The sequence below is a fragment of the Duncaniella sp. B8 genome, assembly GCF_005304985.1.
Classification (GTDB): Bacteria; Bacteroidota; Bacteroidia; order Bacteroidales; family Muribaculaceae; genus Duncaniella; species Duncaniella muris.
Genome location: NZ_CP040121.1, coordinates 584439 through 599021 on the forward strand (window position 1 = coordinate 584439; position 14583 = coordinate 599021).

General features: G+C 50.6%; 16 protein-coding genes. 3 read left to right on the forward strand and 13 right to left on the reverse strand.

The annotated features are described in order from the left end of the window. Positions 1 to 17: 17 nt before the first annotated feature. Together FDZ78_RS02680 and FDZ78_RS02685 are read right to left on the reverse strand one after the other, a co-directional pair. Entirely contained in the window at positions 18 to 1229 is a 1212-nt protein-coding gene (locus FDZ78_RS02680) for an OmpA family protein (RefSeq protein ID WP_123398552.1), read from the reverse strand. A 408-nt stretch (positions 1230 to 1637) separates the two neighbouring features. Continuing rightward, positions 1638 to 3671: a transketolase gene (locus FDZ78_RS02685; RefSeq protein WP_107031240.1), complete on the reverse strand. Its 2034-nt coding sequence runs from the start codon at positions 3669 to 3671 to the stop codon at positions 1638 to 1640. 430 nt (positions 3672 to 4101) lie between these two features. On the opposite strand from FDZ78_RS02685, the gene FDZ78_RS02690 reads away from it, so the two are divergent. From FDZ78_RS02690 to FDZ78_RS02700, 3 genes are all read left to right on the forward strand, one after another. After that, positions 4102 to 4473, forward strand: coding sequence for a transposase family protein (locus FDZ78_RS02690; protein WP_107037111.1), 372 nt, complete (start codon positions 4102 to 4104; stop codon positions 4471 to 4473). Beyond that, a complete protein-coding gene (locus tag FDZ78_RS02695; protein ID WP_240740261.1) occupies positions 4448 to 5413 on the forward strand; it encodes a transposase in 966 nt (321 codons plus the stop codon). The genes FDZ78_RS02690 and FDZ78_RS02695 overlap by 26 nt, the downstream gene beginning before the upstream one ends. 592 nt (positions 5414 to 6005) lie before the next feature. After that, the gene (locus FDZ78_RS02700) at positions 6006 to 7385 is read left to right on the forward strand and encodes a sugar MFS transporter (protein WP_136409043.1); all 1380 of its coding nucleotides are present in this window, start codon (positions 6006 to 6008) and stop codon (positions 7383 to 7385) included. A 150-nt stretch (positions 7386 to 7535) separates the two neighbouring features. Here the strand turns inward: FDZ78_RS02700 and FDZ78_RS02705 are convergent, their stop codons facing one another. The 11 genes from FDZ78_RS02705 to rplO all read right to left on the reverse strand — a co-directional run bounded on the left by FDZ78_RS02705 (position 7536) and on the right by rplO (position 14564). Next, on the reverse strand, positions 7536 to 7859 hold the full coding sequence (locus FDZ78_RS02705; RefSeq protein ID WP_136409044.1) for a hypothetical protein: 324 nt from the start codon (positions 7857 to 7859) through the stop codon (positions 7536 to 7538). Between the two features lie 230 nt (positions 7860 to 8089). Then, the gene (gene rplQ / locus FDZ78_RS02710; RefSeq protein ID WP_107031237.1) at positions 8090 to 8587 is read right to left on the reverse strand and encodes a 50S ribosomal protein L17; all 498 of its coding nucleotides are present in this window, start codon (positions 8585 to 8587) and stop codon (positions 8090 to 8092) included. A gap of 8 nt (positions 8588 to 8595) precedes the next feature. Further along, a complete protein-coding gene (locus FDZ78_RS02715) occupies positions 8596 to 9588 on the reverse strand; it encodes a DNA-directed RNA polymerase subunit alpha (RefSeq protein WP_107031236.1) in 993 nt (330 codons plus the stop codon). A 17-nt stretch (positions 9589 to 9605) separates the two neighbouring features. After that, on the reverse strand, positions 9606 to 10211 hold the full coding sequence (gene rpsD / locus FDZ78_RS02720) for a 30S ribosomal protein S4 (protein WP_107031235.1): 606 nt from the start codon (positions 10209 to 10211) through the stop codon (positions 9606 to 9608). Positions 10212 to 10570: 359 nt separating this feature from the next. Beyond that, positions 10571 to 10960 (reverse strand): 30S ribosomal protein S11, encoded by a 390-nt coding sequence (gene rpsK / locus FDZ78_RS02725; protein WP_107031234.1) that lies wholly within the window; start codon positions 10958 to 10960, stop codon positions 10571 to 10573. Between the two features lie 9 nt (positions 10961 to 10969). Continuing rightward, entirely contained in the window at positions 10970 to 11350 is a 381-nt protein-coding gene (gene rpsM, locus FDZ78_RS02730; RefSeq protein WP_107031233.1) for a 30S ribosomal protein S13, read from the reverse strand. Between the two features lie 165 nt (positions 11351 to 11515). Continuing rightward, positions 11516 to 11632 carry a 50S ribosomal protein L36 gene (gene rpmJ / locus FDZ78_RS02735; RefSeq protein WP_016562612.1) on the reverse strand — a complete coding sequence of 39 codons (117 nt, stop codon included), beginning with the start codon at positions 11630 to 11632 and terminating at the stop codon, positions 11516 to 11518. Positions 11633 to 11673: 41 nt separating this feature from the next. After that, the gene (gene infA, locus FDZ78_RS02740; RefSeq protein WP_107031232.1) at positions 11674 to 11892 is read right to left on the reverse strand and encodes a translation initiation factor IF-1; all 219 of its coding nucleotides are present in this window, start codon (positions 11890 to 11892) and stop codon (positions 11674 to 11676) included. Between the two features lie 38 nt (positions 11893 to 11930). Beyond that, positions 11931 to 12713, reverse strand: coding sequence for a type I methionyl aminopeptidase (gene map, locus FDZ78_RS02745; RefSeq protein WP_107031231.1), 783 nt, complete (start codon positions 12711 to 12713; stop codon positions 11931 to 11933). 37 nt (positions 12714 to 12750) lie between these two features. Further along, complete coding sequence (gene secY / locus FDZ78_RS02750) at positions 12751 to 14100, reverse strand: preprotein translocase subunit SecY (RefSeq protein WP_107031230.1); 1350 nt, start codon at positions 14098 to 14100, stop codon at positions 12751 to 12753. A gap of 17 nt (positions 14101 to 14117) precedes the next feature. Beyond that, a complete protein-coding gene (rplO, locus tag FDZ78_RS02755) occupies positions 14118 to 14564 on the reverse strand; it encodes a 50S ribosomal protein L15 (RefSeq protein WP_136409045.1) in 447 nt (148 codons plus the stop codon). Positions 14565 to 14583: the final 19 nt, after the last annotated feature.

The window sequence follows — 14583 nt, forward strand, 5'->3', positions numbered from 1 at the left end:
TATCAGGTTGACTCTGATTATTTGTCAGCCTCAATAGTTACGGCGCGGTCGAGAGAAACGAACTTCTCACCCATGTCGTTGAGGTTGCCGTTGTTAACGGTTACGTTGAGCTGAGAAGCGTTAACGCCGTTGCGGAGAAGAACGCGTTCAACACCCTTGGCACGAGCGTTACGGAGACGTTCGTTAACCTGATCAGAACCGGTGTAGTTATCGGCCCAGCCGGTAACGGTGTACTTCTGTTCGGGGTTCTGCTTCATGATTTCAGCCACAGCGCCAAGCACCTTGTTGTCAACACGAGAGATGTTTGACTTGCCGATGGTGTAGTAGATGGTGCAGAGGGGGCCTTCTTTGGCTTCAACCTTTTCAACCGGACGGTTGAGGCAGTCGCGGAGCTGACGTTCGAGGTCAGAGATGCGGGCGTTAGCAGCCTGGAGACGAGCTTCAACAGCATCGCAGTTGGTGGGTTCGGGGCAAACGGGCACAACGGGAGCTGACCAGGTGGTCTTGTTGAAGTTGTAGGTAAGACCGAGATAAGCCTGGAGGTCCATGTACTGCTTCTGCTGATAAGCTGAAAGGCTGCCTGCATAACGGAGGTCGTCAGTCATGAGAGCTGCACGAACGTCGAGGTAGAGGCTGAGGTGCTTGTTGAGAGCGAAGTTGTTGATAAGACCAACGTGGGCAGTGAGGTTCTTGTTGCTACCGTTCTTCCAGCCGTCACGGTTGCCGTTTGAGTCGAAGTCGGGCACATACTGCCAGTTGAGGCCTGCACCACCGTAAACGATAGCGTTGTAAACGCGACCGGGACGATAGCCGCACCACCAGTTGGTGAGGTTCAGCATAGCGTCGAGGTTGATGCCGAACTCGTTACGTTTGTACTTATCGAAATCTTCAAAAGTTCCGTAGTAACCTACACCACCGTCTTTGCTGAGGCCTTTGACCTGAGTGAAGTTGCCACCGGCACGAAGACCAACGATGGGAGAGAACCATTTACCAACCCAGATGCCGGCATTGGGAGAGAAACGGTCGAGGAAGCTACGTTCTGAGTTGTGGTTGCGGAAGTAGTAGTTCATACCACCTTCAACCGATACAAACCAGTTGTTTGAGAAGCTATTTAAGAGATAGCCCTGAGAGGGGTCCTCAACATAGCTGATTTCTTGGTTGCTCTGAGCCATTGCGCTATGACCAACAAAAAGAGCAGCTACCAAGCCAAGGATAGCACTTTTTTTCATAATAATTTAAATTATTGTAAAATAGTTGAAAAATGTTTGGTTTAAGACTGTGTCTATAATAATTAAGGTGTATAGTCATTCCTAAGACGCTGGCATGACATTCGGAGCCACACCTATCTGTGGAAATTACCGTCAAAGGTATAACTTTTTTTTCAGACTATCTAAATTTTAGCTAATTTTTCTTTAACAATCACTAATTTTCTTACTTTCTGACCAAATTTGCGGGGTCTTATAGGCCGATAAGAGAAGATTAGTGACCAAAAATGCAAAATTCCCGCCGGCACAGCCGCTCAACAAAAATCGCTTCTGCTGCCGATTGATAAAGATGCGGAAGCAGAAGCGATACATTGCAGAGCCCGTCAAAGGTCCTGGTCATAGAGTTTCAGAACAAGTCTGTCACTCCTGAGATCAGGCTTTGATGAAGTTTTCAACGAGTCCTTTGACATGATCGACTGTGAAGCCGAATTTTTCGTCAAGGACTTTATAAGGTGCGGATGCGCCGAAGTGGTCGAGACCGAATACCATGCCGTCAGCTCCGACTACCTCTCGGAGTGTAGAGGGCAGACCGGCAGTCAGACCGAACGCGGGAACTCCGGGGGTGATGACTGCCTTGCGGTAGTCGGCATCCTGGAGGAAGAAGAGTCCGATCGAGGGCACTGAGACTACGCGTGCTTTTTTGCCTTCTTCGGCAAGACGGGCTGCGACTTCGCAGAGAAGCGACACTTCAGAGCCGTTGGCTACGAGGATCACGTCGGGGTTCTCAGCTTCGACAACCACATATCCGCCACGGCGGCAGCCGGCGTTGGCTTCGGCGAAACGGTCGCCTGATGCGGCGGGCAGGTCGGGGATGTTCTGACGCGAAAGGATGAGGGCCGACGGGGTCTTGAAGTTCTCCATAGCCATTGCCCATGCCACTGAGGTTTCGGCGGCATCTCCCGGACGGAGCACGAGCATCGAGGGCTCGCCGTTGAAGTTGCGGAGCTCTTCCATCAGCCGGATCTGGGCTTCCTGCTCTACGGGTTCGTGGGTCGGGCCGTCTTCGCCTACGCGGAATGCGTCATGGGTCCAGATATATTTCACGGGAAGTTCCATCAGTGCGGCCATGCGGACAGCGGGTTTCATATAGTCGCTGAACACGAAGAATGTGCCACAGGCTCCGATGACTCCGCCATGAAGGGCGATGCCGTTCATTACGGCTGCCATTGTGAGTTCTGAAACGCCGGCGTGGAGGAAGGCGCCTGAGAAGTCTCCGTTGGTGAACGGACGGGTCTTCTTGAGGAAGGCGTCGGTCTTGTCTGAGTTGGCAAGGTCGGCAGAGGAGACAATCATGTTGTTGACCTTCTCGGCAAGCACTCCGAGCACGTCGGCCGATGCCTGGCGCGATGCGATGCCGGGTTTGTGGGGAATGGCTTTCCAGTCGATTTCGGGGAGTTTGTTGTCAAGGAATGTGTGGAGTTCCTTGGCGAGTTCGGGATTGGCGGCCTCCCATGCTGCCTGCTCGGCGCGTTTTGCCTTGACAATTTCGCGGAGTTCACGGCGGCGTTCGTCATAGAGGGCTTTGACATCGTCAAAAATAACCCAGGGATTTTCAGGATCGGCTCCAAGGTTCTTCATAGTGGCTGCATAGTCGGCACCTGATGCGCTCAGAGGCTGACCGTGGGTAGAGCACTGGCCTTCGAAGTTTGAGCCATCGGCCTTGACAACGCCACGACCCATCACGGTGTTTCCGATGATCAGCGTGGGGCGTTCCTTTTCTCCCTGAGCGGCAATGATGGCCTGGGCTATTTCCTGAGGATCGTTGCCGTTGATCTCGATTACGTTCCAGTGCCATGCGCGATATTTTGCAGCTACGTCCTCGCGGTCTACGGCATCGACCATCGTGGAGAGCTGCACGCGGTTGCTGTCATAGAACATTATGAGGTTGTGAAGGCCGAGATAACCGGCAAGACGACCTGCGCCCTGCGAGATCTCTTCCTGAATACCGCCGTCGGAGATAAAGGCATAGGTCTTGTGGCTCATCCATTCGCCGAAGCGGGCGGCCATGAAGCGCTCTGCGATGGCGCAGCCGACAGCCATTGTGTGGCCCTGGCCGAGAGGACCTGATGTGTTTTCAACACCGCGTTCGGGGTGAAGTTCGGGATGACCGGGTGTCGGAGAGCCCCACTGACGGAACTGCTCAAGTTCGGCCAGTGTGTAGTGGCCGAACAGAGCCAGGACACTGTACAGCATAGGCGACATATGACCGGGGTCGAGGAAGAAACGGTCGCGGCCAAGCCACTTCCCGTCGTCGGGATCGGTCACAAGGAACTGCGAGTAAAGAACGTTGACGAAATCAGCGCCACCCATGGCGCCTCCGGGATGACCGGACTTGGCTTTTTCAACCATTGATGCAGCGAGCACACGGATATTGTCGGCTGCATGGTTAATTGCTGATAGATTCATGGGGTTATTTATAAGTATAAAAATAGTTTCAGATTGCATTCGGGGGCGATCACTGCCTCGCCTGAATGACTTGTGAGGTGATGCAAATTTACAAATTAAAAACGAATTCCCCGCCAAAAACGGCAAGGAATTCGACACACAATAGTAACAAATAAAATAGATGTACCCACTTTTCACAAAGAGGATTACTATCTATGCGGTCAATCCGGAGACGGCCCGACAGACAGCTGTCTACAATAAGCCTGATGACACTTATTGCTTCAAAGCCTGCCGCGGATCAATATGATGTCAAAGGCCGCATCACAGCAGAAACGGCCAGATGTTTCAGATCTGGTAAAACGGTAGATTTGCAATAATGAGCATTATAGTAATTTGGGGTCAAGCCGAAAGCACGGTGCATGAATTTTGAGAAAAGTGTTAAATTTGTGGCATGAAAACCGCAGATGCAATATGGATGTGCCTGCCCGAGGGCATGGACGAACTATTTGAAATGGTGCGCTTCGAGCGCACGGAACAGTCCTATGACATATGGCTTGACGAAAAGAAGAAACTGTCTGATGAAGACTATCGTAATCCAAATATCGTAGCGCGAGGCTATACGGATTATGTAACAATACAGGACTATCCGATGCGTGGACGGCCTGTATTTCTTCACATGCGCAAGAACAAGTGGTGGGACAGGCAGACCAACGAAATCTTCAGCTACAATCTCGAACTTCCCAACGAGGAAGGAACACGACTCAGCGCCGAGTTCGTGGCTTTTTTAAAAGACGAAGGTGGAGACGACAGCCCTGTCGATTAAACAGATAGCGCAGATGTACTGCGTCAACGGCAAACATTTTGCCGACTTGTACCGCAATAAGATAAGCGGTTACGCCGACTGGTGCGAACAGGAGCTTGGCTGTGGGTTCTATTTCAACGCCGATAATATCGGCCCTTACATGAGTCTTGATGAGACGTGTCTGAGCAACGGGGAGGTATGGACGTTCCTGACCAACAAGGACGGCCACGGAGGCAAGGGAACACTTGCGGCAGCCATTCCCGGAACAAAGAGTGACGAAATTATATCCATACTCATCGGAGCTATGGAGAAATCAATCAGACGCAGGGTCAAGGAAGTGACCTGCGATCTCTCGCCATCAATGATGCTCATAGCCGCAGAAGTGTTCTATAACGCCCATGTAGTCAACGACCGTTTTCATGTCCAACAGGTCTATAATGAGGCCGTTGACGAAATCCGCATTGACATTCGCCGACAGCTCATCGCAGAGGAAAACAACCGCAACAAGTCCGAACCGCCGGTAACGTACTCCAACGGAGAGACCATGCGCCAGATACTGGCTCGCAGCAAACACACTCTGATGATGTCGCAGAACAAATGGACTGACATACAGCGCCATCGTGTCAACATACTGTTCAAATACTATCCAATATTGAAGGCTGCATACAGCCTTGCGATGGAGCTGCGCAAGATTTTCAACGCTAAAATCTCACCGACAAAAGCCATGGGGAGGATGAACAAGTGGTATGAAAAGGTAATGGCATTGGGTAACAACAACTTCCGCTCGGTAATCAAAACATTCAAGAACCACGCCCCAACAATCCTGAACTATTTCCGTCGTCGTGCGACCAATGCCTCTGCCGAGGCATTCAACTCTAAAGTCAAAATATTTCGCTCACAAATGCGTGGTGTCCGGGACCGCGACTTCTTCATCTTCCGATTAGTCAAACTCTACGCCTAAAAATTTAACACTTCTAATTGCCCAATTTAACATATGCACCGTGCTTTCGGCTTGAGCCGTAATTTGCATATGTTTCTATGTCGCAGAGATGGTTTGCTATGCCGCTTTGGCATGAGAATATAATCTGTCAGTTGATTCTACAATGCCCAATCGGGCGGAATCATGCACTGAACTGTCTGTTTTATGAAGAATTGCGTTACAAATTTAGGCAATATTGTCGAAATGACAACAAAAACTCTACATTTTTTTGTGAAAACGCCAATAAAACACCTGTCCGCCATCCTTCCTGCAATCATTTCAGCCGGTCATGATATTGTATGCCGGAGCTTGTCCGAACGCCCTGATCCTCTCTGTCAAATATACAATAAGCCACCCTGAGTCATAGGATTAGACAAAAAATTTACGCGAAAAGGCAATCAAAACCTATAATTATCCGCAATATGATAAATTTATTAAAAAAGAATGGTTATCTTTGCTGTGTCATGAAACTATCGGTCATACAAACCATATTTCCACCAACACAAATTTCTAAGGCTCGCAAGAAAAACAAATTCTTTTATTACATAATTTTTCTTCTACCAAAAATCAACAAATGGAAACTACCGTAAAGAACAACGGGCGAATAGTGGCTATAGTCGTGATGTTTTTCATCTACGCCATGATCTCGTTCGTTACCAACCTTGCAGCTCCGATCGGTACAATCTGGGGCTATCAGTTTGAAGGAAATTCAGTGCTCGGCATGATGGGCAACATGATGAACTTCGCAGCTTATCTGTTTATGGGCATTCCTGCCGGAAACCTGCTCGTCAAAATCGGCTACAAGAAAACGGCTCTCTGGGCCCTGGCTGTCGGCATCGTCGGCCTTTTCGTCCAGTTCCTGTCAAGCAGCGTAGGGACAGACACTGTTGTGACCACCTTTAATTCTACAAATGCTGACGGTGTGGCACACTCTTTCCCCATCACTCTCAACTTCTTCATCTATCTGCTCGGCGCATTCATATGCGGTTTCTGCGTCTGTATGCTCAACACGGTTGTCTGCCCGATGCTCAACCTTCTCGGCGGCGGCGGCAACAAGGGCAACCAGCTGCTGCAGTTCGGCGGTGCGCTCAACTCCTTCTCCGGCACAATGACCCCGTTCTTCGTCGGTATGCTCATCGGCGTTCTCACCGACAAGACCCAGATCGGAGATGTCAATCCGCTTCTTTTCATCGGTATCGGCATCTTTGCGGTGGCTTTCGTGATCCTGTCATTCGTCGCTATACCTGAACCGAACACTACTTCCGGAAAGAAAGTCAAGTATTCACACTCTCCCTGGAACTTCCGCCACACAGTGCTTGGCGTAATCGGCATTTTCTTCTATGTAGGTATTGAAGTCGGCATCCCCGGCACCCTCAATTTCTATCTTGCCGATCAGACTGCCAACGGCGCCGGCGTGGTAGGCCAGGCATCAACCATCGCAGGTGCGATCGTGGCTATCTACTGGCTGTTCATGCTCGTGGGCCGTACACTTTCAGGTTTCATCAGCGGAGCCGTTTCGTCACGCACACAGCTCATAGCCGTTTCATGCACAGCGATAGTGCTTATCATCCTTGCCATCTTTATCCCCAAGGAAAGCACACTCCCCGTGCCTGAATTCCTCTATGAAGGTGGAGCCGAAGTGCCTGTCAGCGCCTTCCTGCTTATTCTCTGCGGCCTTTGCACTTCCATCATGTGGGGCGGCATTTTCAACCTTGCGGTGGAGGGCCTCGGTAAATATACCGCCCAGGCTTCCGGCATATTCATGATGATGGTGGTAGGCGGCGGCATCATGCCTCTCGTTCAGAACGCCATTGCCAACAGCATCGGCTATATGGCTTCCTACTGGCTGGTGGTAGCAATGCTTGCCTATCTGCTTTTCTACGGCCTTGTTGGCTCGAAGAATGTCAATACAGACATTCCCGTCGATGAAGAAATCGATCCCCGCAATCTGTAATCAGGATTGAGCGGAGCAGACTTCGCTCCACGTGTCCGCGACACGCACATACATTACAATAAAATCGCATCCGCGCCGAGGGTCTCCGACCTCATTGCGGATGCGATTCTATTTTATGCCCTGTTGCCCGGATGCTTCTTTCTTGAGCCGTCAATTCACAGGCTGGTCCAAGGGACGCCGTGGCGGCGGTGACTGACGGAGAAACTTGCCGGATTTCTTATGGTCTGATTTCTTCCTGCGCCCTACCCTTTTGCCCGGATCTTCTTTATTGTCTTTGCCTGGAAGCGTATCCGGATGAACGGTCTGTTGATCTTTCTGCGCCCCTGCTTCATCTGCGGCTATGACCTCAGGATTTGACATGTCACTATTGCGATCGTGACGACGGTCACTGATCGCAAGTGCCGCTCCAAGCAGCAGCAGAATCAAGGCAAGCAGGATGAGGCCTCGCCTTTCGCCGGAGGTAAACATTTTCATTATGCAGATGCCGTATTTTTTAGGTTACATAAATCACTCAGTACCACACATCTAAACCCAGACAGACTCTTTTAAGGGCTGCCGAGAGTCAAAAATTGCGAGCCGGAAAATTTTCCGGCCGGAATATCGCAGGGATACGGACATAAATATAATAAAAAAATTTCACCGGATGTTCCTCTGGGAGGAATCCGGTGAAATTTTTATAAATGAATCTCGTTGTCAGCTTCAGATTATTCAGCTGCGGGAGCTTCTGCTGCAGGCGTTTCTGCCTGGGCGGGAGCTTCAGCTGCGGGAGCTGCGTTCTTGGCGCCACGACGAGAACGACGGGTGCGGGTCTGTTTCTTGCCGCCGTTGTCCTTGAGCATGTTTTCGTTGTAGTCTACGAGTTCGATGAAGCAAGTCTTGGCGTTGTCACCGAGACGGTTGCCTGTTTTGAGGATGCGGGTGTAACCACCGGGGCGGTTAGCGATCTTCTGAGCGATTTCGCGGAAGAGTTCAGTCACAGCCTCCTTATTCTGGAGATGAGCGAAAACCAGACGGCGGTTGGGAGTGCTGTCTTCCTTAGCGCGGTTGATCAGGGGCTCAGCATAGACGCGGAGAGCTTTGGCCTTGGCGAGAGTTGTGAAGATGCGTTTGTGCATGATCAGCGAAATCGTCATGTTGGCGAGCAGAGCGTCGCGATGAGCCTTCTTGCGACTGAGGTGATTGAATTTTTTATTGTGTCTCATCGTTATAATTACTCTTTATCAAGTTTATATTTGGAAATATCCATTCCGAAGGAGAGGTTGAGGTTTGCAAGAAGTTCATCGAGTTCGGTGAGTGACTTCTTGCCGAAGTTACGGAATTTCAGGAGGTCGGTCTTGTTGAAGACCACGAGTTCACCAAGGGTTTCAACCTCGGCGCTCTTGAGGCAGTTGAGAGCGCGGACTGAGAGGTCCATATCCACAAGCTTGCTCTTGAGGAGCTGGCGCATGTGGAGTACTTCTTCATCAAATTCTTCTTCACCGTCAGTTTCGTCCGTTTCAAGAGTGATCTTTTCATCGGAAAAGAGCATGAAGTGATAGATGAGAATTTTAGCTGCTTCTTTGAGAGCGTCTTTCGGAAGAATTGATCCGTCGGTGGTGATTTCAAGTGTGAGCTTGTCGTAGTCGGTCTTTTGATCAACGCGGAAGTTCTCCACTGTGTATTTCACATTCTGAATCGGGGTGTAGATCGAGTCGATGGCGAGGACATCAATAGCGTCGTTTGCATTGCGGTTTTCCTCGGCGGGAACCCAACCGCGACCTTTGTTGATTGTGAGGTCGATAGTGAAGCTGGCGCTCGGATCCAAATGACAGATGACAAGATCTGGATTCAGGACTTCAAATCCTGAGAGGACTTTGCCAATGTCACCGGCTGTGAACTCTTCCTGACCTGACACAGTGATGGAGGCTTTTTCGAAGTCGGTATCTTCAACCTTTTGCTTAAGGTTTACTTTCTTGAGGTTAAGAATGATGTTTGTGACATCTTCCTTGACGCCGGGGATAGTGTCAAACTCGTGTTTCACTCCGTCAACGCGGATCGACGAGATGGCGAAACCTTCGAGGGAGGAGAGAAGGATGCGACGCAGGGCGTTGCCAATGGTTATACCATATCCCGGTTCCAATGGCTTAAACTCAAATTTACCGAAATGATTATCGGCTTCCAACATGAGGACTTTGTCGGGTTTCTGGAATGCTAAAATAGCCATGGATCTTGATTTAATTATTATTTAGAATACAACTCGACGATAAGCTGTTCTTTGATGTTCTCAGGGATGTCTTCACGGGCGGGAACATGGAGGAATTTACCGGCCTTAATGTTCTCATCCCATTCGAGCCAAGGATATTTGCTGTGATTGAATCCGGCGAGTGCGTCGGAAATTACTTCGAGAGACTTTGACTTTTCACGGACACCGATTACATCGCCGGGCTTAACTGCGTAAGATGCGATGTTGACAACTTTGCCGTTGACCACGATGTGGCGGTGGAGCACAAGCTGACGGGCTGCTGCGCGGGTGGGTGCGATACCGAGACGATAAACTACATTGTCGAGACGGCCTTCAAGAAGCTGAAGGAGGATCTCACCGGTGATACCTTTAGCGCGTGATGCTTTGTCGAAGAGGTTGTGGAACTGCTTTTCGAGAACGCCGTAGGTGTATTTGGCTTTCTGCTTCTCGCGGAGCTGGACACCGTACTCAGAAGTTTTTCTTCTTTTGTTGAGTCCGTGCTGGCCCGGAGGATAATTTTTCTTGGCGAGGACTTTATCTTCACCGAAGATGGGTTCGCCAAACTTACGGGCGATTTTGGTGCGGGGACCTGTGTATCTTGCCATTTCTGTTTTTGTTTGATGTTGTTTCCTTTTCAGTGGCTCCGATTCTGCGGCTGATGATGAAAACTGATGAATTCCGGGGTGACAGCCGCGACCACAGAGAGGTGAATAAAAGATGTGGTCTATTTCACTGAAGAGTCATCATGGCTTTCACTCAGCCATCCGGTCTTCTCCGTCCGGTTCGTGGAGGCAGAAGCTCGCAGATCGTCTTTGGATCTGAAAAGGAGTTGGAAAAAATTGAATAATCAAAATTTACCTTGTTGCCGGGTTTCCGGTTTGCGGCGGCTCATTTGATATTTTGATTCTGAAAGTGAGAGCTGAGCCGGCCACCGGACTCCGGTCGAGCGAGGTCTGGGCGGATATTATACGCGACGACGCTTGGGAGGACGGCATCCGTTGTGGGGCAGCGGAGTTACGTCAACGATTTCAGTAACTTCGATTCCTGCGCCATGCACGGTGCGGATTGCTGATTCACGGCCGTTGCCGGGACCTTTGACATAGGCCTTCACTTTGCGGAGACCGAGGTCATAGGCTACTTTGGCGCAATCCTGAGCGGCCATCTGGGCTGCGTAGGGAGTGTTCTTCTTTGAGCCACGGAAACCCATCTTGCCAGCGGATGACCAGGAAATTACCTGACCTTCAGAGTTGGCTAAGCACACAATGATGTTGTTGAAAGACGAGTGAACGTGAAGCTGACCGGCGGCGTCAACCTTGACGTTTCTTTTCTTTGCTGCGACTGTCTTTTTTGCCATTTTCGTTTATTATTTAGTAGCTTTTTTCTTGTTTGCAACAGTTTTCTTGCGACCCTTGCGTGTACGGGCGTTATTTTTGGTGCTCTGACCACGCACGGGGAGACCGTTACGATGACGAATGCCACGATAGCATCCGATGTCCATAAGACGTTTGATGTTGAGCTGAATTTCGCTGCGGAGGTCACCTTCAACCTTGTAGTCGGCGCCGATTACTTCACGAACTTTGGCTGCCTGATCGTCGGTCCAGTCCTTGACCTTGATATTCACGTCAACGCCTGCCTTGTCAAGGATTGACTTGGCTGCGCTACGGCCGATACCAAAAATATAGGTCAGGGCGATTTCACCTCTTTTGTTCTGGGGGAGGTCAACTCCCACAATTCTTACTGCCATATAATTACTTGATTACTTGACTAAAATTTTTGCAAAGGTAATACTTTTTCAGCGATCTTAAAATAGGCTTTCAGTCATTTCGAAACACTTATTAGAAATCATTGAGAAATATTAACTAATAGGTTTCTATAATGACTTTCAGTCTATCTTTGTGATCCGGACCGATTAACCTTGGCGCTGCTTGTATTTGGGGTTTTTCTTGTTGATGACGTAAAGACGTCCTTTGCGGCGCACGATTTTGCTGTCTGGAGTGCGCTTTTTGACTGAAGCTCTTACTTTCATTGGTTTATCTGTTGTATTGAAGATGATTATTTCTGGATGTTTTATTTGTAGCGGAATGCGATGCGGCCTTTAGAGAGGTCGTAGGGCGACATTTCCACTTTCACTTTATCGCCGGGAAGGATCTTGATGTAGTGCATGCGCATCTTGCCTGAGATGTGGGCTGTGATTTCGTGCCCGTTTTCAAGTTCGACGCGGAACATTGCGTTTGACAAGGCTTCGACGATGGTTCCGTCAAGTTCGATTGCTGCTTGTTTTGCCATATTTTATTTCGATGATGAAATATCGGTTGGGTTGTTTGTTAAATGAATCTGTCTCCGAGAGCTTCTTCGATGTAGTCGAATGTGGTGAGGATCTGCGGGCCTTCCGGGTCTATGACTATGGTGTGTTCATAGTGGGCGGAGGGTTTGCGGTCTTTTGTGCGGCACTGCCAGCCGTCTTTTTCGATGACGATGTTGCGGCTGCCGAGGTTGATCATGGGTTCGATGCAGATGCACATGCCCTTTTTCAGTACGGGTCCGCAACCACGGCGTCCGTAGTTAGGGACTTCAGGGTCTTCATGCATTTTGCGTCCGATGCCGTGTCCGCACATTTCACGCACTACACTGTAGCCGTGACGCTCGCAGTAGGTCTGGACTGTGTTGGCGATGTCGCCGATGCGTTTTCCTTCCTGGGCTGCCGAGATTCCTTTGTAGAGAGATTCCTTGGTGACTTTGCAGAGTGCGAGCACTTCGGGGGCGATCTCTCCTACGGGGAAAGTGTAGCACATGTCTCCGTGGTATCCGTCAAGTTCGACCACGGTGTCGATGCCGATTATATCTCCGTCGCGGAGTTCGTAGCCGGAGGGGAATCCGTGGACTACTGTCTCGTTGACTTCGATGCAGAGTGTGCCGGGAAACCCTCCGTAACCGAGACATGCGGGCTTGCCTCCATTGTCGCGCATGAATTCGCGGGCAATGTTGTCAAGGTGACGGGTAGTCACGCCCGGAGCCACCCACTTGGCGACTTCGCCAAGTGTGCGGCTCACAAGCGTGGATGCCTGTCGCATTTTTTCGATTTCTTCGGGTGTCTTAAGATAGATCATTTATTGAAGAATGAATCAGCGGTAATCGAGACGGGTATTAATAGGCTGAACCGGTGGTGCGGCCTTTGATCTTGCCGTCCTTCATGAGTCCGTCATAGTGGTGCATCATCAGGTGGCTTTCGATCTGCTGGAGGGTGTCAAGAACGACACCGACAAGGATGAGCAGTGATGTGCCTCCGAAGAATTGCGCGAAGTTCTGGCTGATGCCGAAGAAGCGTGCGAATGCAGGGAGGATGGCCACGATGCCGAGGAAGAGTGAACCGGGAAGAGTGATGCGCGACATGATCGAGTCGAGATATTCTGCGGTTTTCTTTCCAGGCTTCACACCGGGGATGAAGCCGTTGTTGCGCTTCATGTCCTCTGCCATCTGGGTGGGACGCACTGTGATGGCGGTGTAGAAGTAGGTGAATGCCACGATGAGGATGAAGTAGACAAGATTGTACCAGAATCCGTTGATGTCCGAGAAAGCGGCGTAGAATCCCGATGAGCTCTCTGAGCTGCCGAATCCGGCGAGAGTGATGGGGATGAACATGATTGCCTGGGCGAAGATGATGGGCATCACGCCGGCGGCGTTTACTTTCAGGGGGATGTACTGGCGGGCACCTCCGTATTGGCGATTGCCGACAATACGCTTGGCGTACTGTACGGGCACCTTGCGTGTTCCCTGCACGAGAAGGACTGCACCTACGGTGACTGCGAAGAGCAGGAGAATTTCAACTACGAACATGATGAGACCGCCCTGGCTGCCGGTGGCACCCGGAAGACGGCTTGTGAATTCGTAGAAGAGCGCTCCCGGAAGACGTGCAATGATACCTACAAGGATGATGAAGGAGATACCATTGCCGATGCCGCGGTCTGTAATGCGCTCACCGAGCCACATGATGAACATGGAGCCGGCTGCAAGGATTACTGTAAGGAATGCCAATGTCCAGAAGCCCATGGTGGCACCGCCTGTGGCGGCGCTCACCTGAACCTGGAGATTTACAAGATATGCAGGACCCTGGAGCAGCAGGATAAGCACAGTCAGATAACGGGTGTACTGGCTGAGCTTCTGGCGGCCGCTCTCGCCTTCGCTCTGGAGCTTCTGGAAGGAAGGGAGTACCATGCCGAGCAGCTGTATCACGATTGATGCAGTGATGTAGGGCATGATGCCGAGAGCGAAGATCGAGGCCTGAGAGAAGGCGCCTCCTGAGAACATGTCAAGGAGTTGCATGAGGCCGCTCTTGTTGGTGAACTTCGACAGGGCGTCGAGATCCTCCGGCGAAATACCGGGAAGGACTACGTAGCAGCCGAGACGATAGACGAGCACCAGCAGGAGGGTGACAAGAATACGCTTTCTCAGTTCCTCAATGGTCCAGATGTTACGAATTGTTTCAATAAATCTCATTTCGAGGAGAAGGGGGATTAAATTTTGGTTACTGAGCCTCCGGCTTCAACGATTGCTTTCTCTGCGGCTGCGGAGAATGCATTGGCCTCAACAGCGAGTATCCTGGTAAGCTTGCCTGTCGCGAGGATCTTGACTGGCTGCTTGCCGTTGATGAGGCCTGCTGCAACGAGTTCGGCTACGCCGATCTTTTCGATTCCGGCAGTCTCGGCGAGACGTTCGAGATCAACAAGATTGACAGCTTTGTATTCGGTGCGGTTGAGGGGTTTGAAACCGAATTTGGGGAGACGGCGCTGAAGAGGCATCTGACCACCTTCAAAACCTATTTTGCGGCTGTAGCCTGAACGTGATTTGGCACCCTTGTGACCACGGGTAGATGTTCCACCCTTGCCGGAACCGGCGCCACGGCCGATACGGGTTTTCTTCTGGACGGAGCCTACAGCTGGTTTTAAATTGCTTAAATCCATAGTTGTGTTAATGATTTTT

Coding starts and splice junctions, on each gene's coding strand:
- FDZ78_RS02680 (WP_123398552.1), bottom strand. CDS start 1,229: ATGAAAAAAAGTGCTATCCTTGGCTTGGTAGCTGCTCTTTTTGTTGGT.
- FDZ78_RS02685 (WP_107031240.1), bottom strand. CDS start 3,671: ATGAATCTATCAGCAATTAACCATGCAGCCGACAATATCCGTGTGCTC.
- FDZ78_RS02690 (WP_107037111.1), top strand. CDS start 4,102: ATGAAAACCGCAGATGCAATATGGATGTGCCTGCCCGAGGGCATGGAC.
- FDZ78_RS02700 (WP_136409043.1), top strand. CDS start 6,006: ATGGAAACTACCGTAAAGAACAACGGGCGAATAGTGGCTATAGTCGTG.
- FDZ78_RS02705 (WP_136409044.1), bottom strand. CDS start 7,859: ATGAAAATGTTTACCTCCGGCGAAAGGCGAGGCCTCATCCTGCTTGCC.
- rplQ (WP_107031237.1), bottom strand. CDS start 8,587: ATGAGACACAATAAAAAATTCAATCACCTCAGTCGCAAGAAGGCTCAT.
- FDZ78_RS02715 (WP_107031236.1), bottom strand. CDS start 9,588: ATGGCTATTTTAGCATTCCAGAAACCCGACAAAGTCCTCATGTTGGAA.
- rpsD (WP_107031235.1), bottom strand. CDS start 10,211: ATGGCAAGATACACAGGTCCCCGCACCAAAATCGCCCGTAAGTTTGGC.
- rpsK (WP_107031234.1), bottom strand. CDS start 10,960: ATGGCAAAAAAGACAGTCGCAGCAAAGAAAAGAAACGTCAAGGTTGAC.
- rpsM (WP_107031233.1), bottom strand. CDS start 11,350: ATGGCAGTAAGAATTGTGGGAGTTGACCTCCCCCAGAACAAAAGAGGT.
- rpmJ (WP_016562612.1), bottom strand. CDS start 11,632: ATGAAAGTAAGAGCTTCAGTCAAAAAGCGCACTCCAGACAGCAAAATC.
- infA (WP_107031232.1), bottom strand. CDS start 11,892: ATGGCAAAACAAGCAGCAATCGAACTTGACGGAACCATCGTCGAAGCC.
- map (WP_107031231.1), bottom strand. CDS start 12,713: ATGATCTATCTTAAGACACCCGAAGAAATCGAAAAAATGCGACAGGCA.
- secY (WP_107031230.1), bottom strand. CDS start 14,100: ATGAGATTTATTGAAACAATTCGTAACATCTGGACCATTGAGGAACTG.
- rplO (WP_136409045.1), bottom strand. CDS start 14,564: ATGGATTTAAGCAATTTAAAACCAGCTGTAGGCTCCGTCCAGAAGAAA.